Source organism: Ornithinibacillus gellani (assembly GCF_003730295.1).
In the GTDB taxonomy this organism is placed as follows: domain Bacteria; phylum Bacillota; class Bacilli; order Bacillales; family Amphibacillaceae; genus Ornithinibacillus_A; species Ornithinibacillus_A gellani.
The window spans coordinates 1-25,674 of sequence record NZ_QTSZ01000041.1; the positions used below are offsets into that span (position 1 = coordinate 1).

A 25,674-nucleotide genomic window follows, 5' to 3' on the forward strand; every position below is an offset into this window, starting at 1 on the left:
TTCATTGTAAGCGTAGATATGATATCTTTCATTAGAGGACCTCTTTCTATAGTTGTTGTTGTCGAAGACTTAACTATACAAAAGAAGGTCCTTTTTTTCATCTGAAATGTCTTTCAACTACTACCGCGCTCCGCTTGCTGCCCTCATTTTTGATGTTAAAGTCTTACGACTTCAACATCAAAAATGAGGTATATGTTCTCCCATAAACATTTTACTCTAACCCTATTTACCGCAATATCATTCTCATGTTATTTAACCTGTTTTCAATCCTATAGCTGTCTAGTGAACAGCTTTGGAGTCATTGTTTTTCCTTTTATACTTTCCTCTTAATGATCCCGCTATTCTAACAACCGGCCCGGCTATTCCAATACCAATTTTATATCGTTTGTTGTATGCTATAAGAGGAGCCAATGTACAGAACATTTTATGATTGAAAATGGCTAGTGGCGTTTTTTAGTGAAGGAAAATCAATCTGTTTTCTTTTTTCATACATCATAAATTGCATCCTTTTGAAAACGCTACCATAATTAACGGGGGGATTAGCTATGGGGAAAACAAAACATACCGGGCCAATCAAGCTTCCAAAAAAGCCGGATCCAAGCTTATGGGTGAGCAAAATGCCTTTTGGACTAGGAAAAATTAAACCACATCATATCCGGGACACGATGAAGGTCGTTTGGGAAAACAAGGATAATCTACCTTATGCCACGCGAATTTTAACGAAAGGTGTCTGCGATGGCTGTGCGCTTGGTGTTCAAGGGTTAAAGGATCAAACATTAACAGGACCACATTTATGCACGACTAGATTGAATGTACTTCGGTTAAATACAATGAAAGCAATGAAGCCGGAGATACTTCATGCAGATATAGATGAACTTCGAAAAATGGATAGTACGGAGCTGCGCAAGCTGGGACGTATTCCATATCCATTGATTCGCAGACCCGGGGACAATGCTTTTCAACGGATTTCCTGGGACGATGCCATGGATACCATTGCTGATAAAATAAAAGCTGTAGATCCGAAGCAATATGCTTTCTACCTCACATCACGCGGTATTACCAATGAATCTTATTATGTAGCAGGTAAGGTTGCTAGATTTCTAGGAACAAATAATATTGACAATGCTTCCCGTATTTGTCATTCTCCATCCAAAACGGCCTTATCACGTTCCGTTGGCATTGGTGCATCCAGCTGTAATTATAAAGATTGGATTGGTACGGATGTGCTCGTGTTTTGGGGGTCGGTTGCGGCAAATAACCAGCCGGTATCCACCAAATACATGTATGCCGCTAAGCGAAAAGGAACCAAAATCATCATCATCAATCCATATTATGAGCCGGCGATGGATCAATATTGGGTACCATCTATTGCCGAATCCGCATTATTTGGTACAAAAATTGCTGACGATGTCTATCAGGTAAACATCGGTGGGGATATCGCATTTATGCATGGAATCATGAAGCATTGGTTTGCGATGGAAGCAGCGGAACCTGGCACTGCAATCAATCATGAATTTGTCGAAAAACATGTAAATGGCTATGAAGAACTGAAGGAAAAGGTAGAAAGTATTCCTTGGGCACAGCTGGAAAAATCATCTGGACTCACCAGAGCCCGGATGGAGGAATTGGCCGAGCTGTTGGCCAAATCCCAATCAGCTGTATTTGTCTGGTCTATGGGGTTGACTCAGCATCGTTTTGGCACAGATAATATTTCTCAAGTTGCAAATTTAGCACTGCTTCGGGGCTTTCTCGGTCGTGAGCATTGCGGACTCATGCCGATTCGTGGCCATTCCGGTGTTCAAGGTTCCGGTGAAATGGGGGCAGACCCATTTTCATTACCAGGCGGAGCAATGGATGAAGTGGGACGTAAACGAGTTGGAAAGGTATGGGGCTTTGATATTCCTGATTGGCAGGGGGATATTGTTGGCGTTTCCTTGGAAAATGCATTACTTCCAGAAGACCATGAGCGTAAATTAAAGCTTTACTATATGTCTGGTGGAAACTTTTTAGAAACCATGCCAGAACCGGATTTTGTTCAGGAATGCCTTGAAAACGTGGATATCCGTGTACATCAAGATATTATTTTTAATACGTCGACCTTTGTAGATGCAAAGGAGGCAGTTATTGTACTTCCGGCCATGACGCGATATGAGCAGCCAGGTGGTGGGACATCTACTTCAACGGAAAGAATGGTCTATTTTTCACCGGAAATTAAAGGACCTCGAATTGAAGAGGCTCGCTCCGAATGGGAAATTTATGTTGATCTAGCCAAACGTGTGAAAGGCGAGGCAGCAAAAGTAATAGACTTCCCGGATGCATATGCTGTTCGAGATGAAATTGCTTTGGCTGCACCGAACTACGATGGCATCCAGCATTTAAAAGAGAGCGGCGATGTATTTCAATGGGGTGGGGCCTGGCTATGTGAAGGCGGTGAATGCCCGACACCGGACGGTAAAGGAAATTTAATCACAGTTGAGTTACCTGAACTACGCAAACCGGAAGGGCATTTCTATGTCACAACCCGGCGTGGTAAGCAATTTAACTCGATGATATACGGTGAAACAGATCCCTTCAATGCTGCGGATCGCTATGATGTACTGATGAATGCAGAAGATGGCAGTAAACACGATATCCACGAAGGGGACGCCATTGTGGTTTATAATAAGTACGGCAGTTTTCATGGCCGCGCCAAGTTTGAGCCTATTAAATCAGGGAATATCGAAGTACATTGGCCAGAGGGAAATACATTAATTCCCAAGGGTGTATATGAACAATTCGCTGGAATACCTGAATATAATACAGCCGTGGTCGTGGAAAAAGCGGAAACCTATCACGCCCACAAGGATACAAGATACGTAGAAAAACGTGTAGAAGAATTAGAAATGGAAATGAGTTAGTTGGCAAAATGACAGCCAGTCTAGCTCCCCACAAATGTTGGTCATTGGAGGTGGGGCAACATGAAAAACGTAACACAGAATGGCTGGAAAACTGTACATTATCAAAAGACAAATCCGATCGTTGCCGAAGAAAGGATTGCTGTTGAATTCCCATTAACGATTATGTTAAATGGCGAGGAATTCGCAACCATGGTTTGCACACCAACCCATATGGAAGAGCTATTAATTGGATTTTTGGCATCTGAAGGGATCATCCGATTTTACGATGAAATTCGTTCCTTGCACGTAGATGAACAGAAGGGGTTTGCCTATATTGAATTGGATCGTTCCATTGATGACTTAAACATTGACCACTCCAAACGGGTGATTGGATCCTGTTGCGGCAAAAGCAGACAGTTTTATTTCAAAAGTGATGTCAAAACAGCGAAAACAATCACAAGCAAACTGCATATATCTGTTTCGCAATGCTATGCATTAATGCATAAACTAGAATCACAATCGGAACATTTCCAGCAAACTGGTGGCGTACACAATGCAGCATTATGTACGGTGGATGAAGTTTTACAGGTTCGAACAGATATTGGCAGACACAATGCACTCGACAAAATTTATGGTGACATTTTAATGCATCCCCTCCCATTACGGGACAAACTAATCGTTTTTAGTGGGCGCATCTCTTCAGAAGTATTACTGAAGGTTTCCAAAATTGGTGTTGGCATTCTATTATCCAAATCCGCACCTACGAATCTTGCCTTACAGCTTGCGGAAGACCTTGGTATCACAACTGCTGGATTTGTACGTGGACAATCTATGAATGTTTATACACACCCGGAAAGAATCATAGAGGAAAGTTAGAATAGGAAATGAAAAATCTGCCGTTCACGGAATAACGGCGGATTTTTTGATTGATTGATTGATGCTGCTGTTTTTCTAATTAAAAATCTGTTAAATTGGCAATTGACGAACTGACAGCAATATGTAGTCAAATAAAGCGAAACTTCAATCAGTGGAGATTCTGCCCTTCCCCACTGATTGTTAGTTGAACCAATCAGTCCTTTACTGGCTGCTATTCCCTCACTTTCAATTCTTGTTATCAACAAAAACTCTTGATGTGGGGGGTTTACAGCCAGTTAATCTGTGAAAAATATAGTATTACTCACGCTTGTGAACGTTTCATGAACACGTAGGAAATAATTGGTGTTTCTATGGTCATTTTCTTATGAGAACGCTGTCAAGCTTAGCTATACTATAAGTGTAAGCCACAATATCTATTGGAGGAATGACCATGGGACGATTAAAAGGTAAAGTTGCAATCATTACTGGCGGTGCATCAGGAATTGGCGAAAAAATTGTACAACGGTTTCATGAGGAAAATGCGATTGTCATTGCGGCAGATATTAATGAGCAGGCTTTGAAGCAAATTAGCAAGGAGCAAGTCCATGGAAAAAAACTAGACGTCACTTCTGAGGAAGACTGGAAACGACTCGTTGATGAAGTGAAATCAGAATTTGGCAAGATTGATATACTTGTAAATAACGCTGGGATTAGCACTGAAAAAACAATCGAACAAATTGATTATCATGAATGGGAAAAGCTTTCAAAAATAAATGGATTCGGTGCCCTCCTCGGTCTCAAATACGTAGCACCTGAAATGGCAGCGGCCAACAAGGGATCCATCGTAAACCTTTCATCCGTTACAGCTTTAACAGGAATGGGACTGAACACATATACGGCATCCAAAGGGGCTGTCCGTGCATTTTCCAAGGCAGCCGCCGTTGAGTTTGGTGGAAGTGGCGTACGAGTGAATGCTGTCTTTCCTGGCGTCATTGCTACACCAATGACGGAAGGACTAGAGGAAAGCGGCGAAGCACTTGCTAGAATTAATGCCATGACACCTATGCAGCGCCTCGGACAACCGGAAGAGGTAGCAAATGCAATTCTATTCCTTGCCAGTGATGAAGCATCCTATATCACTGGCGCCGAACTTGCTATTGATGGCGGATATTCCGCACTTTAAAAGAGCTACTTTAAACGAAACACAGGTTGGATCCTCTTTACTATTGGAAACCAACCTGTTTTTTTATCTTTTATAGTAAGGGTATGTGTTTTTCCATAGAAGTCACATAGTTTAAATGGCGTTTAACTTAGCTCTTTCAAGGGGAATGAGGACAATCACTCGTAGCCTCGGCTTCCTATCGCAGTGACGAAAACTAAAAGGTATACGTACTGGTGAAACAAATTTTATAAACGTGAAGTAATGCCTGATAGCCTGATACTTGCACCTGCACATGCTCTTGAATGGCTACAAGAATAGAAACATCTTTAGAATGAAGTTGAAAAGGTAGATAGCAATAAAAACAGTCAATCTGCATGAGAAATCAACGTAGATCTGCCAATTTAACTCTCATAGCCAACAAAAGAATTAATTAAAGAGTATGCATAAGAACAATTTGTAGATAAAAGCATGGTTGCTAATATTGCCATACATAGGGATGAGACAAACACCCCATGCTCATCATGCTTACGATTCGCCCATTTGAAAAAAATGGTGAATGGTGAAGCCAAGAAAGTGTATTTGATAGATAAGTAAAAAAACTTCATCTACAACAAAAAACCAATAAAAAAAAGGTTTTCAATTACTAATATAGAATATATTAAGCACGGTAAGCTGAGGTGGGAATTACATGAGGAAATGGATTATGATAATAGTTTTGTTTTCCTACCTCTTTTAATCTTCAGTAAAGAATAAAGCGTATGCAGCATGGTGTTTATAAAAATGGCGCAGTATACATTAATGGAACACATACAGAATATCCTTGGCATGAAATATACAGAAAAAATTATAATAGTTCAACATGGTCAACTATCTATACTTATAATCCTGAATCATATGGTAAAAACCAAAATGGCTTATGGACTACTAGAAGAATTTTAAAAGATATTTAATCTCTTGTTTTTGAAAATCACACTTAGGAGAAACTACACATGACAATGGATGCTTTGGTATATTCAGGAAGAGGATATTTAGGCTTTAGTATTTTTACATTTATCGTGCTTTTTCAACAGAACGGTTTGCCCTACGCTACTTTTATATCGGTATTTTCGTTTATAGCTATTTATGGTCTTACGTATCTAGCCCTTTATGTTAATAAGAAAATTGGACTCCCATTTTCTTATAACAACTATTTAGCTACTATATGGATAATAGCAGGACTATTATCCATAATAGTAGCTAAAACAATCATATTTTTTTTAGTGTTTTTGGTATCGGCGTTTTTAATGAAATTTATTAACACGAATAATAAAACTTTTAATAATTTCATCGTGTTTTTCGCCCCCGTCACTGTATTGACACTTACTATTCTAACGTTCATATTACTTTAAGAATAATTTAAATGGGATAAGAATTATCTAGCATGTAAAACCATATAGATTACTATACTCAGAAATGAATAAAAGATTCGAGTTCGATATTGTACCGAACTTTTGGATAAGCTTGCTTGATAATAACCTACTGTTTTTTTTAAAAGCTTAACTAGGAGTTAAAGGGTTTGATGTATCACCACTTTTTTAATACTAAAAGGCTGTGCAGTTATGCATAGCTTTTTTGTTTTACTGGGATCATGGAGAAGGATGGATTTGTCACAACCTTTAGTGTTTGTAGAATCCTTATCCGTTTGGCTTGGAGAAAAAAATCAAAATGCCCTTTATGTAGTATTTTTCAAAAACAGAATCAACTTGTACTGCTTTCAAGAAGTCACTTCAAGCACGGTTTATCTTACTCCAATTCCGTAAATACACGATTTCGAGTAACTTAAAGGCTGTTTAACTTACTCCATTTTCAAAAATAAACGATTTCGCGTAACTTAAATGCCGTTTTTCCTTCCCAAATTCCAGAAGCACTTACCATCAAGCCATCTACTATGATATACGACCTGCTTATCATTGGTCGCACGGCTTGCAGTCTGTTTTTTTGACACTGACATTTATTTGTATATCCCATTTGATAGGCTTGATTATAGCAGTCGTTCGCATATGGTATTGCGATTTATTTTTTTACCCATAAATTGCCACATTATTTCCTGTTTTATGGTATTATTAAAATATATAGTGATTTCGTCCTATTTTTTTATAATAGAATTGGGTATAAATACCTAATAATTATTTGCAATGAAAGGGGGAGAGCAAATGAGTTGGCGGACCAAAGTATTAATTGCAGTCTTATTTATCACTTCTGTCTTTATCAGCGTCTTTTACGGACCACCTTATTTTACCATCGAATATACTACCTACTTCAAAGCGTTGTCATTATATTTTTTATTTACGGCGCTATATTCTCATCTCAAAATCATCGTCAAAAAAGGGAATGCAAATATAGATTACGGGATTTCCTATAGTCTATCTATGGCTTTGTTTTCCGGACCACTTGGGCTACTCCTATTTGAAGTGATCAATCGATTTACTGCTTATTTTTATCGGAAAGCGACGCATACGGCGGACCGCGATGAATTCCTACATACTTTTTATAATATTGGCTCGCACACATTAAATTACACGATTGCATTTTTTGTATTTACCCTTTGTAATCCATTTATGCAACATATTCCATTTGGTTTTTGGATTCTTATGATTACATTGGTTGTCTTGGTTTCTGTACTTTCGGATTTTTATTTAATAATGATTTTTACTTGGGAAGGCGAATTTAAAACAAAGGAAGATATTACACATTTTATCAAGAGCCGCAGTAAGCTGGACATGGGGAAGACGGTTGTTACAAATGGATTGCTTTTTTGGTTTCTTCAAAATGGTCAATGGGAGATTCTCGTGGGGATGTTTGTACTGAATTATCTCGTTAGCAGGTCTGCCTATGAAAAGTCAGAGAGCATCCAGCATAAAATCGAGCGGGACAAATTTAAACAAATGGCCTATACAGATTTTTTAACCGAAGTATATAATCGGGCTTATATGAATTTAAAAATTGATGAGTTGGATGAAGCAGGTGAAACCGTTGGGGTTATCGTTGCGGACATAGATTCCTTCAAAAATATCAATGACACCTATAACCATACCGTTGGTGATCGTGTTATTCAGCACTGTGCAGCTATGATGCAGAGCCAGCTTGGACCTGATGACTTCTTATTCCGTAGTGGCGGGGAGGAATTTACAATGTTCCTCAGAAATAAAACCTATCCGGAATGCCTGACAGTGGCAAAACGCATGAATCAAATTATTTCGGAAACACCTGCACAAGCCGATTTTAAAGGAGCTACGATACATATTGCCTACACCTCTTCCTTTGGTCTGTACTTCTTCAGACCAACAGCTGAAGTCGGGATCAAAAAAGCATATGTGCATGCAGACACCTTACTGTTTACTTCAAAAAGTCAGGGAAAAAATTGTGTATCTGCACAAAATGGACTCGAGAAACACGAGCTTGCACTCACACATGCTTAAACAACAAGAAGCGGCCTACCATTTCCGGCGTAGACCGCTTCTATTCAATATCTATCATTAACCTCAATTGAACCAACTTCCGTTTGGATCTGCACTTCATATTTTTCGTTACTGCTGATATAGTTGCCCTTTTCACCAAAAATATTGATTCGCCCCACTTCGGAATTGGCATAAATGGATGCATGATCTGGTGGCTGGCTTAATATTAGCTTGATACTGCCAACATTCGATTTTAGATCAAGGTGATTTGTGATGGATGCCGATTGCACATCAATCGACCCCACATCAGTTTGCACCTTTTGTGTCCCCGTAACGTCACGTAGATTGACACTGCCTACATCTGTTTTAACGGTTAAGGATTCGGTTTCTGTATCATTGATGTGTAAACTTGCTACATCTGTTATAGCATGCAGCTGTTGTACCTGAATCGATGATACCGTTACCCTGCCCACATTATTTTCAATCTGAAGCTGTTCATATTGTTTTTTCGGAAGATACACATCCACATACAGACGATGGAAACCCCAATCATTCCAAGAAAAGCGGAACCAGTTATTTTTCTTCTTACCGATATCCACTTGCAGCGTTCCAAGCTTATTGGTCACGTCTATCATGTCATCCTGATTCGTGGATTCGCGAATTTTTCCATTCCACTCTACCTTGATATCATCATTTTCAGATAGTTTTATATGAATATTTGCGACCTCACTATCAATAGCTACCCGGTTAATATCCGAACTGGAAATGGTTTGTTCCCCTTCCATCGTTGCAAAACTAAAATAATCCTTTGCTGTCATAATGGAACCAATAATGCCGATAATCAAGAGGAGCATTCCTATCTTTTTCATTTAAATAGCTCCCCCCTTGCTAGTTGACGATTAATAGCAACATATTTTTTTATCAGACGAAGAAAACCTTTTAACATACCTAGACAGGCTGAAATAGCTATAAGACCAATTCCAGCAAGCGTAACAGAAATAAATAGTTCAAATAAAGCCCCGCTCCCAAACAGATAAGCACTAATTGTTACAACAGGAGAAAAAATAAAAGCAAAAAACATGACTGTTAAGCCCAGCAATAATCCTATAATACCAACGGCTGGACCGAGTATAAATACGAAATTAAATACAAATAAGGCAATCACAATTAATGTTTGACTCGTTTCAGAGGAAAATGGTGAATCTTTCGCACGTTCAAAGCGCGGCTTTAAATCATGTCCCTTTAAAATATTCTGTGCCTGCTTAAAGGGGCTACCAAGCTCCTTCACCGTCTCAGCCACTGTATAGCCGTTCAGTAGCTCTGCAGCGAAATAATCCTCATAATCTTGAATGATGGCATCCACTTCCTCTTCCGGAAGTGCTCCCAAATAGTTGCGTAAATGCTTTAAATAGGAATCTTTGTCCAAGCGCTTCACCCCAAACCTTTTATCTATTTTTTAACGTATATGATTTTTCCGACAATTACAAGCGCAATGTTATATTTCGAGAAAAAAAGGACTGCCTAGTTGTAGACAGTCCCACTGTTTAACCTGCATTCTTTTTAATTTGTTTACTTCTTAGCTGGCCACATGCAGCATCGATATCTGCGCCATTCTCCCAGCGAACACCTGACTGAATGCCGTTTGCCTTTAATGTTTCATGAAATGCTTGGATCGTGGAAGTTTCACTGCGTGCATATTGATTATGCTCATCCACCGAATTATATGGAATTAAATTAACATAGGCAAGATGACGAATTCCGCTCAATAGCTTTGCGAGTTCCTTTGCTTCCTGTTGATGGTCATTGACTTCTCGCAGCATAATATATTCAAAGGTAATACGTCGATTCCGCTTACTCAAATAATAATCAATAGATGCCATCAGCTTTTCAATTGGAAAGGCCCGGTTTATTTTCATGATTTTTGTCCGTAGCTCATTATTTGGTGCATGTAGAGATACTGCCAAATTAACCTGCAGTCCTGTATCCGCGAACTCTATAATTTTATGTGCTAAACCACTTGTGGATACAGTAATATGGCGCGCACCTATGGACAAGCCTTCCTGATGATTGACGACATGGATAAAGTCAATTAAGTTATTAAAATTGTCAAATGGTTCACCAATCCCCATGACCACAATATGGCTCACGCGTTCGTCAGCACCTTGTTCATCTAAATGTGTTTGCACCTTCATAATTTGTTCGACAATCTCACCTGCAGAAAGATCCCTGCTTTTCTTTAACAATCCGCTGGCACAGAAGGTACAACCAATATTGCAGCCTACCTGAGTCGTTACACATACTGAAAGCCCATAATTAAAACGCATAAGCACTGTTTCAATGAGGTTTCCATCAGCAAGCTTGAATAAGAATTTAATGGTTCCGTCCTTGGACTCTTGTTTCACTTCCTCTTCAAGTGTCTGCAAACTAAATGCCTCTTCTAGTAGTGCAATACAATCTTTATTCACATTGTTCATTTCCGCAAATTGCTGGACTCGTTTTTTATAGAGCCAATTCCACACTTGTTGGGCACGAAATTTTTTCTGACCACGCTCTACCAGCCAATTCTCCAGTTGTTCATATGTCATCCCATAAATAGATGGTTTCATCATGGATTGAATTCCTCTTTTCCGTACATGCTTTACCTTACTATGTTAAACAACTTCTATATAGATGGCAACCTTTTTTGCTGGAAATATAGCATTAAAAGTATATTTATTTAACAAGGAGATAATATACGTTAAACTTACAAGAGACAGCCTTTTATTGAGAAAGACTGTTTGGAAATCCATATTAACCTGTTGATTTCATTTAAATAAACCAAACCTAACTATTTATATATTTTTAATAAAGGAGTGTTTATGTAATGAGTAAACCAAAACGAAATGAACCATGCCCTTGTGGGAGCGGAAAAAAATACAAGAAATGTTGTGGTGCATCCAATGTGACGGAACTGAGTCCGGCCATTTATGACCAAGAGCTCATTGATTTTTATAATGGATTCATGCGCTATAGTTTAGAAATAAATGAAGCGAGCATGTCAGAAAGATTAGCCAGCTACATCCATTCTTTTAATATGGATGATGATGAAGGTACGGAAGCACTGATTGTATATTTGACATCTTGGGTCATTCTCCATGATCCATATTTAGAAGATGGTAAAACGTTATTGGAACAATATTATCATTTAAAGCAATCAAGTCTTCGAAAGCGTTCCAAGGATATTATCGCCACCTGGATGCAAGCAAAGCCGAGCATATACGAGGTTCTCTCTGCAGATGATACAAACGGTGTAACCCATGTAGAAGACGTGCTTTCCAAGGAAACATTTAACATTAAATTAGACGTGGACGAGGAACCTCATGAAGTTGGTAACATAATTATTGGAATACGATTACCATTTACGTCGTATCATACATTCTGTTTTGGGGAAATTGAATTACCATCAGATACACGCGAGGATTTGATAGACATAGCTGAACCATATATAGACGGCGAACAGGGTTTAATAAATACCTTCCCAAACTTTTTGGCACAATTAATGGTACCAGAAAATGCATTGGAGTGGGATAGACTCGACCATGAGATGGTGGCAGATTTATTTAGGGCACATATGGTAAATAAGGACTATGAAATGAACATTATTAATACAGGAATAAGCATATGGAATCGCTATTGTAATGAAAAAGATCCGACATTCAAAAAGCTTGGTCCCCATGCAGCAGCACTGGAATACCTTATAACAGAAGCACTGCTACCCGACGTACAAATTACGCAGAAACAGCTTGCAAAAGAATATGACACAACTACCGGAAGTATATCCACCAATTATCGAAAGTTAATAGAGCATGTTGATGAAATGACCTTACATTCAGAGATGGATGAGGATGATTCGGACATACAAATTGTTAACCCCACCATGCCTACATTTAACATGGAAAAGGAAATGCGTACCATTGAAAAAATGCTCTCTGAACAAGAATTCGATACCATGGAGGAAGCCAATGACTTTTTAAATCAATTGTTAAAGGATGGAATACCAGAGGTTACTTCCGATAATCCCCGTGAAATGGCAATGGACAAGATATATGATGCGGAAATAGCCACCGGCAGCAAACGAAAAAAGCATATTCAAGAAGCATTAGATTTATATCCAAATACCCCGGATGCTTATCGTTTGCTGGCGCAAGATGCCAATACATTGGAAGAAAGAATGGCCTTATTAATGAAAGCCATAGAGGCAGGGGAAAAGGACTTGGGGAATGATTTTTTCAAAGAAAACAAAGGCCACTTCTGGGGATTGATTGAAACCCGACCATATATGCGGGCTAAATATGAATATGCGCTGGAATTGCATATGATGGATGATATAGATACAGCAATTCCGCATTACGAGCAATTGCTTGAACTAAACCCAAACGATAATCTAGGTGTTCGCTATGAACTCTTAACCGCCTATTTGGACATCGGGCAACTGAATAAAGCACAGCAGCTCATCGAATCCTATCAAGAAGATAGCACTGCGGGCTTGCTATATCAGGCTGTACTTGTAAATTATCAAATTGAAGGCATTACAAATAAAACAAAATCATTGTTGGGACGTGCGAAAAAAAGCAACCCGCATGTTATCGATTATTTAACAACGAAAAAGATACCTCATACAAAATATGACTCTATCCAATGGGGTGGAAAATCAGAAGCAATTGATTATGCACAAAAAAACGCACACCTTTGGCAGGATGATGAAATGCAAGATTTGTTAAAAAAAATATAACAGCTGCATCAGCCTGTGAAGTGTGTTTGTGTCTTACATGATTGTATTTAGGAGGAAAGAAATGATATCCAAGCATGCAAAAAAATTTCAAGATACACCATTGTCTATATTAGATCTTGCCCCGATTAATGAAGGAGAAACACCCGTACAATCTTTCCAAAAAAGCGTAGCGCTTATTCAGCATGCGGAGCAATGGGGATTTAACCGCTACTGGGTTGCGGAGCATCATAATATGCCTGGGATTGCGAGCTCGGCAACAGCTGTCGTCATTGGACATTTGGCAGCAGCAACTTCCCATATTCGAGTTGGTGCAGGCGGGGTCATGCTGCCAAACCATTCACCGCTAATTGTGGCTGAGCAATTTGGTACACTCGCTTCATTATTTCCAAATCGAATTGACCTTGGACTTGGACGAGCACCAGGAACAGATCCTGCGACTGCCTTTGCATTACGACGTGATTTAAAAACTAGCGCTGAAGCATTTCCTATGCTTGTCAATGAATTGGAAGATTATTTTTCCGATGAACCTATATCACGTGTGCGCGCCGTCCCAGGCCAAGGTACGCATGTGCCAATCTGGTTGCTCGGATCCAGCGGTTTTAGTGCACAGCTCGCTGCCAAAAAAGGATTACCCTTTTCCTTTGCCAGCCATTTTGCACCAGCATACCTGGAGACGGCGCTGGAATTGTATCGAGATGGTTTTCAGCCTTCTGATGTACTGGTCAAACCATATGTCATGCTTGGCGTTAATGTTGTTGTGGCGGATACTTCCGACCATGCTGCATGGCTGGCAACCTCTCAGCAGCAGCAATTCCTTCATTTACGTCGTAATCAACCAACAAAGCTACAGCCACCAATTGACGATATCGATACACATTGGTCACCAATCGAACGGGCTGCCGTTATGCAAACGTTGGATTCCAATTATAGCCTTGTCGGGAACCCTGCAGAAGTAAAGCAGGGACTGGAACAAATTCTAGAAAATACAAATGCGGATGAGCTCATTATTCAATCCCAAATTTTTGACCAACAAGCACGGCTGCACAGCTATGAAATTATTGCAGAATGGCTGGAATAATCCCGGTAAGCTATATAGAAAACATGGTTGTTCGGGCCAAGAAAGCTATTCCCTTGGACTGTGCGACCTGCACAAATATTAACCCGCCCATCCTTAAAAGATGAGGCGGGTTTATTCGGTTAATGTGATTGAAGATCCCGTCGTCTATACCCTTGAAAGCCTGCCACCATCAGGAACAACGCAATGCCAAGCAAGGCAATCATGGGTAACCATTCCATCTGATCCATTGGTAACTGTGGAATATAACCAAATGGTGTCAGCTTGCCAAGCCATTCAGGAAACTGGAATAAGCCTCCCAAATAGAGAACAAAAAAGCTATAAAATAAATACAGCCAGACGATGATATTTCCACCAGGAATAAAGCCGATTAAGAAAACCGCCAACCCAATCATCGCAATGATTGCAGGATAATATACCATCGCTGCACCATACATGCTCCAAAATTCCAATCCACCCGCTGTTACAGTTATTCCAGCAGACCATAATCCAATAATCGAAAGGGAAAGCATGACCCAGCCATTCATTATAGCAAGCAATACATAGCTTCCTAATAGATATTTACGAGATATAGGACGATTCATGAGTTGTGCAACACGATCTTTTTTCTCTTCACCATACAAACGTAGGACAGCCATCAATGGCGGAATGGCAGCAATCAAGCTCATGACCATCATGAGCATCGAGATAAATTGTTCTGTCAAACTATAGCCAGCATGCTCAGGAAGAATTTGCTCAAGCATTTCATTACCAGAAAAGAATGATTCCAAATCTCCTAACACAGAGCCATAAGATAATCCGATGAGGAGCATCCCAACTGCCCACGCGATCCAACCAGTTCGCTGCAGTCGCAATGCAAGCCCAATTGGGTTCTCTAAAAAAGTTGTCGCGTGTTTTCGTCCTGGTCGAGATGGAAAGAAGCCCGCTTCCAAATCACGAATGGCATGTAAATACGCCGCAATGGCACCTAGAATACCTGCCAGTATGAGTAACCATGCGATTGGCTGCCAGTCATTTCCAGCATAGGCCTTTACATCTGTTAACCATCGTAATGGAGAAATATAAGAAAGTGTCTCCATACTTACATCTCCAATTGCCCGCATTAGATAAAACGTAAGCAATATCGCAATGGATAAGCCGGTAGCAGCTCGGGCAGATTCAGTCAGCTGTGCAAACAACGTGGCTAGTGTGGCAAACACCATGCCAACAGCACCAAGTGCAACACCATACAAGAACGAGCCTTGTAAACCCATGCTTTCTATTTGCAGCGCATATAGTCCAGCTCCTGTTAGACCGGCCAACACGACGTTAACGAATAACATGTATATAAGTATTGCACCGATTGCAGCCAATCTCCCAACCGGCAGTGATCGGATAAGCTCCATACGGCCTTCCTCTTCATCTGTACGCGTATGACGAATGACTAGAAAAATATTCATAAACCCGACCACAACGGCGGTTAATAATAGCATTTGATGAGCGGTCATGGCACCAATTGTGTAATGAGCAAGGTCTCCAGGGCCCACCATTGCTGTCATCGCGGGGTTTTTCATTGTTTCTGCCATCAGGTCTCTCTCCGCCTGTTCTGGATATAAATCCGCAAAAGCAATCGGAACAAGCAATGTAAACAAAACCAAGCCGATTAACCATATTGGTGTCCGAATACGATCCTGTTTCACGATAAAACGAAGCAGTAAGGGCATTTGTTTAAAGCTGGAATGGCGCATTAGTCCTCCCCTCCAGCCTGTTCATAATGACGCATAAACAGATCTTCCAAGGTAGGTGGGGCACTTTCCAGTCGTAAAATCCCATGCTTACTAATATGACTCATTACCTTTTCAAGCTCTTCTGTGTCCACTTGGAATTGCAGACCGTTTCCTTCTGTGTGAACGTCATGCACACCGGATAAAGCAGAAAGGTCATCTAATGGCTGTTTTGTTTCTACAAGCAGATTGGTTCTGGTCAAATGTCGTAATTCCTGTAATGTACCTGTTTCGATTATCTCGCCTTCGCGAATAATTCCGACACGATCACAGAGCCTCTCCACCTCCGACAAAATATGGCTTGAGAGCAATACACTTTTTCCTGCTTGTTTGGCATCCTGTACACAGCTTTGAAACACTTGCTCCATCAATGGATCAAGGCCCGAGGTTGGCTCATCTAAAATAAAGAAATCTGCATTCGAAGCAAAGGCAGCTACAAGCGCGACCTTTTGACGGTTCCCCTTCGAATACGTGCGACATTTCTTGGATGGATCCAATGCAAAACGATCAAGCAATTCCTGTCTCCGCTGCCTGGAGTCGTTACCACGAAGCTTGGAGAATAAATCTATGACTTCACCACCAGTTAAATTCGGCCAAAGGCTTACATCTCCCGGAACATATGCCACCCGTTCGTGTATTGCAACAGACTGCGACCAGGCATCCTTTCCAAACACCTTTATTGTACCGCTGGTAGCTTTGATAAGGCCGAGCATCATACGGATTGCAGTTGATTTACCTGCTCCATTTGGACCGATAAACCCGTATACCTCGCCTTCTCCCATCTGTATATCCAAACCCTTTAAAGCTTGAAAGTTACCAAATCGCTTTGTCACTTGCTTCATTTCCAAAACAGACATCATCCTGGACCTCCCCCTATCATGTGTTGAATTCATTCGTTTTCCACTCGCCAATCTACTCTCACCCAAAAGTTTTGAACTATTTCATTGTATATAGTTCATAATATACCGATTCAAGTAATTTATCAATCATTTATGAAGTATTTTTGTTGTTTTATTACAAAACTTTCATTAAAATTGGATTGGAGGTGAGGGTCATGAATGGATTTGAACGTAGAAAACAGCAAAAGAAAGCGATTATTTTACAAACAGCATTGAAGCTTTTCATGGAAAAGGGCCCACAAAAAGTGGCTGTCACCGATATCGCTAAACAAGCTGGTGTTTCACAAGTAACCATTTATAATTATTTTGGCAGCAAAGATGACTTAATTGATGCTGCGCTTATTTTATATACGGATCAAATTTGGGAAGAATTCAATTCATTTCTAGATAGTGATAAAACATTTCCCGAGAAAGTAAGCCGAATTATCTTTGATAAAAAAACGGCCGCTGCCCATGTACATCTTGATTTCTTTGATGCATTAATGAATGAATATACCAATGAAAAGAGCTATATCGACACCTTATATACAGAGAAAGCATTACCTAGATTAATGGAATTGTTCAATGAAGGAAAAGAACAGGGCTATGTGGATCCTGGGCTTTCCAACGATGTGCTCATCTTGTATATTCAATTGTTCAAGGAAGGCCTCAAGAATAAACAAATAACGGAAATCGCACTCCCTTTGACAGAAGAGCTGACCACAATCTTCTTTTATGGCGTGGCAGGGAAACAGGGTAAAACGGATTAGGATGGATTTGCATCTATTAATTGAAGGGCGTATGGTGAAATGGATGGAATACATAGAGGAGAAATAAAGTGATGAAACATAAACAACGTGTCAAACCCATTACCCCTACGGAAACCGTATATCCCATTTTATTTATTATTGGCATATGTCATTTATTGAATGATTCCCTGCAAGCCGTTATCCCGGCGATGTTTCCCATTTTGGAAGAGGATTTAGGCCTCAATTTTACCCAGCTTGGACTAATTGCATTTACATTAAACATGGTCGCCTCGGTGATGCAGCCGGTCATCGGCATGTATACAGATAAACGCCCTATGCCCTACGCATTACCCCTTGGTTTAACAAGTAGCATGCTTGGAATGCTGGGATTAGCACTGGCCCCCAATTTTCTTATGATTATCGCCAGTGTGTTTTTTATTGGGCTAGGCTCTGCCATTTTTCATCCCGAAGGCTCACGGGTCGCATTTTTTGCTGCTGGCAATCGCCGTGGTCTTGCACAATCCATTTATCAGGTCGGTGGAAATACAGGCCAGGCACTTGCTCCACTCATTACCGCATTAATTCTTGTACCATTAAGACAATTCGGGGCCATTTGGTTTACTTTAATTGCCGGACTCGCTGTCTTTTTTCTGATGTACATCTCTAAGTGGTATGCCGCTCAGATTCGGGAATATTCAAAACGCACTGCCTCGGTGTTAAACCGTAAACCGAGCAAGCAAGTTTCCCGTGCCATTCGGAACGCCATTATCATTCTCATTTTCCTTGTATTTGCCAGATCATGGTACATGAGTGCCATCTCCAACTTCTATGCATTTTATGTAATAGATGAATATGGTTTTAGCATTAGACAATCTCAGATTTATATTTTTATCTTTTTAGGTATGGGTGCAGCAGGAACGTTCTTTGGCGGTCCACTGGCTGATCGCTTTGGTAAGCGGAACATTATTCTTTTTTCCTTATTAGGATCTGCCCCCTTGGCAATCCTACTACCTTATGTTGGTCCAATCGTAGCGATTGTATTATTGGCATCAGTCGGCTTTATTCTTATGTCCAGTTTTTCCGTTACAGTCGTTTATGCACAGGAGCTCGTCCCAGGTAAAATAGGAACGATGTCTGGTCTCATCGTTGGACTCGCGTTCGGTATGGGCGCGATTGGGTCAGTAGCACTAGGATCCATGATTGATAGCTTCGGTCTGATTCCAACCATGATTACCATCTCGCTATTACCTTTACTTGGACTGCTGACCTTTTTATTACCGACAGATGAAAAGGTAGACACATGGTATGCAAATGAATGATTTACTACACCTTTTGATCGGACATTAGAAATGGCTTTCGAAAGTATTTGATAGAAAAATATAAGTGAAACTTTAATCAGTGGGGGGTTACAGCCAGTTAATCTGTGGTGAAGTGAAACTTCAATCAGTGGGGTTTTCACGCACTTACCCCACTGATTGTTAGTTGAACCAATCAGGCCTTTACTGGCTGTTGATCCCCCACCTACAATTCTTGTTATCAACAAAGTTTCTTGATGTGGGGGTTTACAGCCAGTTAATCTGTGGTAAAATGGATATACCATTATATGTTCCATTTTTTTACAAATTGCTTTGTATTTGCTAATTCATTTATTGTTGTTGATTTGAAAAATTCTATCCAACTGAAAGGTTGATTTATGTGAAAAAAATAGTTGCAACTGCCATTATACTTTGTACATTTCTAGGAATAGGTATATATACTTTTATGCAGCCAAAGGTTAACACAGAACCAAATCCAGTTGAGGATAAAAATAGGGTTCCTTTTGAAAAAGCAAAATTAGTAGACACAAAAATCGATAAAAATACCGGCGTACAAATAGATGTTTATACAATAGAAGATTGGGAGAATGAATAAGCACATTCTATTTACACATATCAAACAAGACCTATGCAATCGGCGTTCCTGCCAATTCGCATAGGTCTTGTTTGATTAATTTATCCCAGTGTAACGAATCATCAGTGGAGGGTGAAGTCCCAGCCCCCATGATTGAAGCTTCACTTTAAATGTCGAGCATTATTTTTTCTAATTCTAACGGAGAAATGACGTTACCATCTTGATAGGCACGCATATTGCCTCCAGAAATTTCATCGATGAGAATCAGCTCACCATCTTTATTGCGGCCAAATTCCAATTTAATATCATATAGCTCTAGGCCCTTTTTCGCCAATTCTTCTTTTACAATACCTGATATTTCCTGGGTACGTTGCTTGAGTATCTCATATTCTTCACTTGTCAGAATGCCGAGCATATCGAGCGCATCTTTGGAAATTGGTGGATCCTGGCGTTCATCGTCCTTCAGTGTAACCTCTACAAATGCATCAAGGGGTTGTCCTTCTAAAGCATACAGGCCATAGCGACGTAAAAAGCTGCCCACTGCACGGTATCGGCAAATGACCTCCAGTCCTTTACCAAATACATTTGCTGGAATTACGGTCATCGTCGCATCATCTATGTTTGCTGCTACATAATGAGTTGGAATACCTGCTGCTTGTAACCGTTCAAAGAAAAATTTGGTTAGCTTTAAGCCTGCTTGCCCGACTCCTTCTATTGTCAAACCAACCGTATTTGCACCAGGATCAAATTTGCCATCTGTTCCTGTTACATCATCCTTGAACTTTAACAGAATATGTCCATCCCCCAGCTCGTAAACATCCTTGGTTTTACCAGAAAAAATTAGATTCATGGAAGGTTTCCTCTCTCGCCATAATTTATCGTCTGGCTGACAAACGACAGCCTACTTTCAAATCGTACCATATCCTTTCAACCTAGTAAATGAGGGAATATGTACCGATTTGAAACTATTTCATACGGGTAGGCTTAATTGTCCCCAACTTTGCTAACGAGCTTTTGTATCCCTGCAATAGTAAAAAATAAAACCACAATGATAATGCCATAGGTCAGTATTTCACGAAATATCCCTTTTTCAAAATGCCCAACAAACCAATTCCCACCATAATAGATACAAAGTGTAGCAAACATAACACCAGCTACATAAATTAGTGCAATTTTTATTCGAGCACCCCAGGATATTTTTTTAATTCGATTCCAATTTGTGTATATTGCTAAAGCAATGGCAATCACAGCCAATATAACAGTAGACATGTCGGCCCCCTAAGATGTGTCATCCCCTCTATTACGAAACAGCATATCTTATGGTTTCACCAACATGGTACCTTCCAATTAAACATTCTGCAAACTATCTAACCTTCAATTTTACTGCTTGCTTTATTCTCGTAGGATAATCTTTAATACGAATGGTGATAGGACCCTTATCCCCAACATTTTCAACAGAAAAGTAAGTAATCATGTCTTCTGCTTCTGCTCCGTTATGTGAGCCTGTAGCTCCATCTGTTTCATAGGTGTTTCCATCATGATCCTGATATTGCCAATCAAATACACTATAAAAGTGATTCCTATCAAACTTGTCAGTTCGTTTGACCAAAAACTCCAGCTGAGCGACCTGATTAATCTTATCTATTTTATATAATTCGAGCTTGTCATCTGGACGCTTTATTAAACGCTCATTCTCTAAATCTAGTACGACTTCCCGTTTATCTTTGTCTAATGCCCGAATACTTGAAAAGGTTAAATACAGGGGACCATCCTTTATAAAATAATTACTCTGCAAATAAAGAAGCTCCTCTGTATCGTTCACTTCCATACCAGAAACACCATTTTTAATTACAGCCCAAGCCTCACCAGCTTCATTTTCAATAGCTAAATCGTCAAATGCAAATAATTCCTTCGTATTCTCTTCATCATAATGGACACGAAGCGCCATTTTTGTTGGATAGATAATCAGTTCTTTAAATGTCAGCTTTTGCCCTTCCACAATGACTGTTTCATTTAAGGCGATCGTTTCTTTTTGATTGGCAAATTTAGCTTGGTTAACTGGAAAGTTTACTTCAAATGTTGTGTTCGACTGTCCGGTTAATCTTGTCTTTATGCTTAACTGTTCAGGTAATTTCCCCTCATGACCGAAGTCAATATCTATTCTTCCCTTCCCATCCCGGTGTGCCATACCACTATACATGGCATGGATTTCTTTGCCCCTTTCATCCAATATTTGCGTCTCTTCTAATATGCCATCTGGATTTACGTGATCACCGGATATGGAATAAAAGATAACAATCTTGGCGTCATCTGCAATCATTTCATCCACTTTAAACGTAATACCCTTGTCCGTGTCAGATTTTCCAACAATCTGGATATAGTCATGATCAATAGCTGACTCCAACCCTTTATCCCCTTGAATGACCGCTACAATCCTTTCCATTCCAGGTAGTTGACTCATATAATTGGCAAAAGCGGGCGACACACGAATTGATACGAGTAATAATAAAATAATAGCCGCAGCTGTACTACCCATTGCGACGGTTTGGAAGCATCGTCTTCGATGTTTCTTTGCCTGTTGTACACCTGCATGTATATAGGAATCTAACTGTTCGGGTATAGCCGTTTGATCATAATATTGCTTCATCTTCATCAGTTGTTCTTCTTCACGCTTATACATGGTCATTCCCCTCCTTTGCCAGCGCTTGTCGAAGCTGTTTTAATGCTTGATGCAGCCAGGTTTTAATGGTTCCTGTTGGTCGATTTACTGCAGCTGCTATTTGCTCAATCGTTAGATCTTGAAAATACTTTAAGATAATAATTTCCTGCAGTTTTGGCTCCAGCTGTTGAACGGCTTCCTCCATTTGCAAGCGCAAGTCCTTCTCTTCCTTCTCCCCTATTTCCTGAAGGCTGCTATCATCTGCGGATATACGCTGCTGTCGTCTACATTCATCCATACAATAATTCATCATAATTCTGGTAATCCAAGTGGAAAAATAGGTTGGATTTCTTAACTTTTTTATATGCTTCAGAGCACGGAAGGCTGTTTCCTGGATAGCCTCCAGTGCATCCTGTTCATTTTTCAAATACGAAAGCGCAATGCGATATAGCTTGGCTTTCTCCTGATGTAATAACATTTCAAACGCTGCTGTATCTCCTTTTTTCGCAGCTTTCACCAGTTTCAGGGTGTCCATCTCCCCACCTCAACTTTCTCTCTATCTATTAGACGTACTGGGGCAGCAAACGGTTTTCATATATTACGACTTTTTTCCATTCGCCAAATATGTGGTTGATCCTGTCCGCATAAGCCAGTAATTGCTTTTCCCTCACTTGGCACATATACGACGGTGTGAAGTGTACCAAAAAAACCTTTATAATCAGTAAAAAATAACGGAGATGCTTGGGAATGAAACATGTCATAAGCAGCCATTGGGGACAGGTTGTTACTGGATTGGCTCCATATAAATGCTCCACGTTTCCTCCCATGTTCGACCATTCCGTCCCGATTAAATCGCTTTAAATGTTCTGTCTCAAAATGATTGGTGCATGTCAATAATTCAGGACAGTCCCTCACAACAACGTTATCAGGTGTCGCTTCGACAATGACCATATTTCCTTGATAATCGAGCAGGGAATAATTATAACAATGACGATGAGGCACATGATGCAGCAGTTCCATTGCTTCGGCTATCGTGCCACATTGATTAAGCAGCATACGGATAATAGTTGTCGCCATAAACCCATGTATATTGCTTCCTGTATTTACAAAGTGCAAGCCGGCAACAAGACCTGCTTCATTCATGCCATCCAATCTCCCTACCACATGCTGACTAAAACCCATACTTGCATAGCCTTGATTCGGCTTAACGAAAACGAATCGCGCATCATACATATCCGGACTAAAATCATAATTCCGTGCATATACGTTTTTATGTGCGTGTGCTGTACAGCCCATCGCCGGCATAGCTGCTCCATATCCGCTATATGCTGTTAATACAGCAGGAATATCCATTCCCAAGCCATCCGCAAGTCCAGTCAATTCTTCTAGTAGAATGGGGTCTATTTGGGCACACCATGCTTCTATCTCATTGCCTGCAACCGCTGAGGTCAGTGCCGACACAGGTTTGTCACGCAGCTTGCGGCCTTGCTGGTAGCCGATTTCGTATGGACTTCCTTCTAACTTGATTACTTCCAGATCAACGTCTAACTTCATCGCTTATTCCCTCCCCAAGCTGCATCACCGGCACGATAATCATCATATCGGTTAAATCTGTGTGCGGATACCACTCCATCATAGCGCCTGTTGGAATCCAGTTGTGCTCCTGCACATGCTGTAACAGCATCGTATAACCGTCTGCAATCTTTTGAAAGCGAGCATCAAAGGGCATTCCCAGAACAACGGTCGCTGGCATTTGTGTACAATAAAACTGCTGTTGCTGTAGTTTGCTAGCTTGTGTTTCAGAGACTGTAAAACCGATTCGCGCCTGGATAAGATCTTTTCCAGATATATATTGAAGATAGCTGGAATCAATAGAAATCCCCATGTTCCGTAAAAGCTTCATATTCCTTTGAAAATGCGTATAAAATTGCCCAGGCTTTGCTGCAGCTTCAAACCATACCATCCATTCCGCAGATTTTTCCATCAGGTACACCTGTTTCTGCTGGGTGCCCGCCAAATATTGTAGACTAATATCTAGTTGTTGTTTTCTTTTCTTTAATTCTTTCCGCCATTCGGCTACCATACTTTGCTGCTTATCTTCGTTTGCTTCAACATATTGGCGTATATGTTCAATGGAAATACCTGCGAAGCGAAGACTAGCACACATTCTTGCAGTCTGAATTTGCGCTTCATGGTACAGACGGTAATGATTATTGCGATGTCTTTTAGGCAGAAGCAGACCTTGTTCCTCATAATAGCGCAGACTACTTTTCGGAATAGCCGTACGATTGGAAAACTCCTGTATCTTCATCAGTCCATTCAACTTCTTCCCTCCCTGGAATCCTTTTCTATTATCATCATAAACCCTCAAGTAACTTGAAGGTCAAGGTAAAGTGAAACTTCAATCAGGGGATTCGCAATTCCCCCACTGATTGTTAGTTGAACCAATCAGGCCTTTACTGGCTGTTTGATCCCCCACTAACAATACTTATGATAAAACAAAACTCATGACGTGGGGGACTTACAGCCAGTTTATTCTATGGTAAAAAAAAAGAAATTACTTCCGTTTGAGCTGCAGCACATTGATTTCCGGTGGATTGAATAAACGTAGCTTAACAGCAGCGATGGCGTCACTACTGCCAAGTCCTGCACTAACATATTGCTTGTTGCCCTCATATTCCCAGAGCCCCTGCACCCGATTTTGCGGTGGAAACATGCTGTTAGGTTCATACCAGGGTTCCGGTATATACATCGCACCGTAAAAAGGGATCCGAATTTGTCCACCATGATAATGACCGGCGATAATTAAATCATAATGATGCCATTCCGTAAGTGGGTCTTCTTTGATATAATCCACACGGGCATCCACAATCGGAAAATGATTCAATGCTACAACAACCTGATTCTCCTTATCAAAAATAGCAGCCGCTTGCATGGCATCCCATAATTGCTTTTGATATTCCCGATAGTCCGGTTGCTCCGCATGCTGAGAATGGAATGTACCATTCACACGTCCAATCACCTCAGGGTCCGCTGCAACAGCAAAATCAAAATAGACAAATTGAACTGCTGATTGTTCACGTTCCATCGTGTAATAGCTTTCCAATAGTGTCGCACCGCGTTTTTCTATTTCTTTGATAAAATCACTTTTTCCAAATGCAGGTTCAATTGCATAGCTGAATGGGTCCGCATTTCCCTTCACAAATAAAATCGGCGTTTCCCTTGATAAGCCCTCCAACAGTTCGTAAAACGGTGCTGTATGCGTGCTATCCGGCCGATGTAGCATATCTCCCGTTATCACAACAACATCATAGGCTACTGCATTTATTTTCTTTAATAAGCGTTGTTGTTGTTTACCAAATCGTTTTTCATGTAAATCGGTAATTTGAAGAATGGTAAAACCCTCCAGGTCCTCCGGCAAATCAGCTATATAAATGATTTCTTTTTCGATGTGGATACGATTATTCTCCCACAGAATCAATCCGCAGACGAGAGCTGTAGCAATCAGCACCCCTAAGCGTATTTGTTTTAAATTTTTTAGCATGCTGCCCCTTTCCCA

The 25,674-nt window shown here is 40.4% G+C and carries 21 protein-coding genes; 9 read left to right on the forward strand and 12 right to left on the reverse strand.

Annotated features, from left to right (window positions below; translation table 11 throughout):
• The first annotated feature begins 545 nt into the window (after positions 1–545).
• The 4 genes from DX933_RS12340 to DX933_RS12360 all read left to right on the forward strand — a co-directional run bounded on the left by DX933_RS12340 (position 546) and on the right by DX933_RS12360 (position 8,351).
• Complete coding sequence (locus tag DX933_RS12340) at positions 546–2,897, forward strand: FdhF/YdeP family oxidoreductase (RefSeq protein ID WP_123316749.1); 2,352 nt, start codon at positions 546–548, stop codon at positions 2,895–2,897.
• Positions 2,898–2,957: 60 nt separating this feature from the next.
• Entirely contained in the window at positions 2,958–3,752 is a 795-nt protein-coding gene (fdhD, locus tag DX933_RS12345) for a formate dehydrogenase accessory sulfurtransferase FdhD (RefSeq protein WP_123316750.1), read from the forward strand.
• Positions 3,753–4,182: 430 nt separating this feature from the next.
• The gene (locus DX933_RS12350) at positions 4,183–4,914 is read left to right on the forward strand and encodes an SDR family NAD(P)-dependent oxidoreductase (RefSeq protein WP_123316751.1); all 732 of its coding nucleotides are present in this window, start codon (positions 4,183–4,185) and stop codon (positions 4,912–4,914) included.
• Between the two features lie 2,171 nt (positions 4,915–7,085).
• A complete protein-coding gene (locus DX933_RS12360) occupies positions 7,086–8,351 on the forward strand; it encodes a GGDEF domain-containing protein (protein ID WP_123316753.1) in 1,266 nt (421 codons plus the stop codon).
• Positions 8,352–8,395: 44 nt separating this feature from the next.
• Here DX933_RS12360 and DX933_RS12365 read toward each other — a convergent pair whose 3' ends face one another.
• The 3 genes from DX933_RS12365 to rlmN form a co-directional block, all read right to left on the reverse strand.
• On the reverse strand, positions 8,396–9,199 hold the full coding sequence (locus DX933_RS12365; protein ID WP_123316754.1) for a DUF4097 family beta strand repeat-containing protein: 804 nt from the start codon (positions 9,197–9,199) through the stop codon (positions 8,396–8,398).
• The gene (locus DX933_RS12370; protein ID WP_190279511.1) at positions 9,196–9,756 is read right to left on the reverse strand and encodes a DUF1700 domain-containing protein; all 561 of its coding nucleotides are present in this window, start codon (positions 9,754–9,756) and stop codon (positions 9,196–9,198) included. The genes DX933_RS12365 and DX933_RS12370 overlap by 4 nt, the downstream gene beginning before the upstream one ends.
• Before the next feature lie 118 nt (positions 9,757–9,874).
• Positions 9,875–10,939 (reverse strand): 23S rRNA (adenine(2503)-C(2))-methyltransferase RlmN, encoded by a 1,065-nt coding sequence (rlmN, locus tag DX933_RS12375; RefSeq protein ID WP_123316756.1) that lies wholly within the window; start codon positions 10,937–10,939, stop codon positions 9,875–9,877.
• A 254-nt stretch (positions 10,940–11,193) separates the two neighbouring features.
• On the opposite strand from rlmN, the gene DX933_RS12380 reads away from it, so the two are divergent.
• Together DX933_RS12380 and DX933_RS12385 are read left to right on the forward strand one after the other, a co-directional pair.
• A complete protein-coding gene (locus tag DX933_RS12380; protein WP_123316975.1) occupies positions 11,194–13,101 on the forward strand; it encodes a tetratricopeptide repeat protein in 1,908 nt (635 codons plus the stop codon).
• Positions 13,102–13,162: 61 nt separating this feature from the next.
• A complete protein-coding gene (locus DX933_RS12385; protein ID WP_123316757.1) occupies positions 13,163–14,179 on the forward strand; it encodes an LLM class flavin-dependent oxidoreductase in 1,017 nt (338 codons plus the stop codon).
• A gap of 119 nt (positions 14,180–14,298) precedes the next feature.
• Here DX933_RS12385 and DX933_RS12390 read toward each other — a convergent pair whose 3' ends face one another.
• Together DX933_RS12390 and DX933_RS12395 are read right to left on the reverse strand one after the other, a co-directional pair.
• Positions 14,299–15,903: an ABC transporter permease gene (locus DX933_RS12390; protein WP_123316758.1), complete on the reverse strand. Its 1,605-nt coding sequence runs from the start codon at positions 15,901–15,903 to the stop codon at positions 14,299–14,301.
• Positions 15,903–16,796: an ABC transporter ATP-binding protein gene (locus DX933_RS12395; protein ID WP_123316976.1), complete on the reverse strand. Its 894-nt coding sequence runs from the start codon at positions 16,794–16,796 to the stop codon at positions 15,903–15,905. Before DX933_RS12395 ends, DX933_RS12390 begins: the two co-directional genes overlap by 1 nt.
• A gap of 197 nt (positions 16,797–16,993) precedes the next feature.
• On the opposite strand from DX933_RS12395, the gene DX933_RS12400 reads away from it, so the two are divergent.
• The 3 genes from DX933_RS12400 to DX933_RS12410 all read left to right on the forward strand — a co-directional run bounded on the left by DX933_RS12400 (position 16,994) and on the right by DX933_RS12410 (position 19,477).
• Complete coding sequence (locus DX933_RS12400) at positions 16,994–17,587, forward strand: TetR/AcrR family transcriptional regulator (protein ID WP_123316759.1); 594 nt, start codon at positions 16,994–16,996, stop codon at positions 17,585–17,587.
• Between the two features lie 71 nt (positions 17,588–17,658).
• Positions 17,659–18,885 (forward strand): MFS transporter, encoded by a 1,227-nt coding sequence (locus DX933_RS12405; protein WP_123316760.1) that lies wholly within the window; start codon positions 17,659–17,661, stop codon positions 18,883–18,885.
• Positions 18,886–19,261: 376 nt separating this feature from the next.
• Positions 19,262–19,477: a hypothetical protein gene (locus DX933_RS12410; RefSeq protein WP_123316761.1), complete on the forward strand. Its 216-nt coding sequence runs from the start codon at positions 19,262–19,264 to the stop codon at positions 19,475–19,477.
• A 145-nt stretch (positions 19,478–19,622) separates the two neighbouring features.
• Here the strand turns inward: DX933_RS12410 and DX933_RS12415 are convergent, their stop codons facing one another.
• From DX933_RS12415 to DX933_RS12445, 7 genes are all read right to left on the reverse strand, one after another.
• Positions 19,623–20,306 carry a phosphoribosylaminoimidazolesuccinocarboxamide synthase gene (locus DX933_RS12415; protein WP_123316762.1) on the reverse strand — a complete coding sequence of 228 codons (684 nt, stop codon included), beginning with the start codon at positions 20,304–20,306 and terminating at the stop codon, positions 19,623–19,625.
• A gap of 134 nt (positions 20,307–20,440) precedes the next feature.
• Positions 20,441–20,725, reverse strand: a complete 285-nt coding sequence (locus DX933_RS12420; protein ID WP_123316763.1) for a hypothetical protein — start codon at positions 20,723–20,725, stop codon at positions 20,441–20,443.
• 94 nt (positions 20,726–20,819) lie between these two features.
• Positions 20,820–22,136 carry a DUF4179 domain-containing protein gene (locus DX933_RS12425; protein ID WP_190279512.1) on the reverse strand — a complete coding sequence of 439 codons (1,317 nt, stop codon included), beginning with the start codon at positions 22,134–22,136 and terminating at the stop codon, positions 20,820–20,822.
• On the reverse strand, positions 22,129–22,650 hold the full coding sequence (locus DX933_RS12430) for a sigma-70 family RNA polymerase sigma factor (RefSeq protein WP_123316765.1): 522 nt from the start codon (positions 22,648–22,650) through the stop codon (positions 22,129–22,131). The genes DX933_RS12425 and DX933_RS12430 overlap by 8 nt, the downstream gene beginning before the upstream one ends.
• Positions 22,651–22,706: 56 nt before the next feature.
• On the reverse strand, positions 22,707–23,669 hold the full coding sequence (locus DX933_RS12435) for a C45 family autoproteolytic acyltransferase/hydolase (protein ID WP_123316766.1): 963 nt from the start codon (positions 23,667–23,669) through the stop codon (positions 22,707–22,709).
• Complete coding sequence (locus tag DX933_RS12440; protein ID WP_123316767.1) at positions 23,653–24,438, reverse strand: MerR family transcriptional regulator; 786 nt, start codon at positions 24,436–24,438, stop codon at positions 23,653–23,655. Before DX933_RS12440 ends, DX933_RS12435 begins: the two co-directional genes overlap by 17 nt.
• 234 nt (positions 24,439–24,672) lie before the next feature.
• Entirely contained in the window at positions 24,673–25,659 is a 987-nt protein-coding gene (locus DX933_RS12445; RefSeq protein WP_123316768.1) for a metallophosphoesterase, read from the reverse strand.
• Positions 25,660–25,674 lie beyond the last annotated feature (15 nt).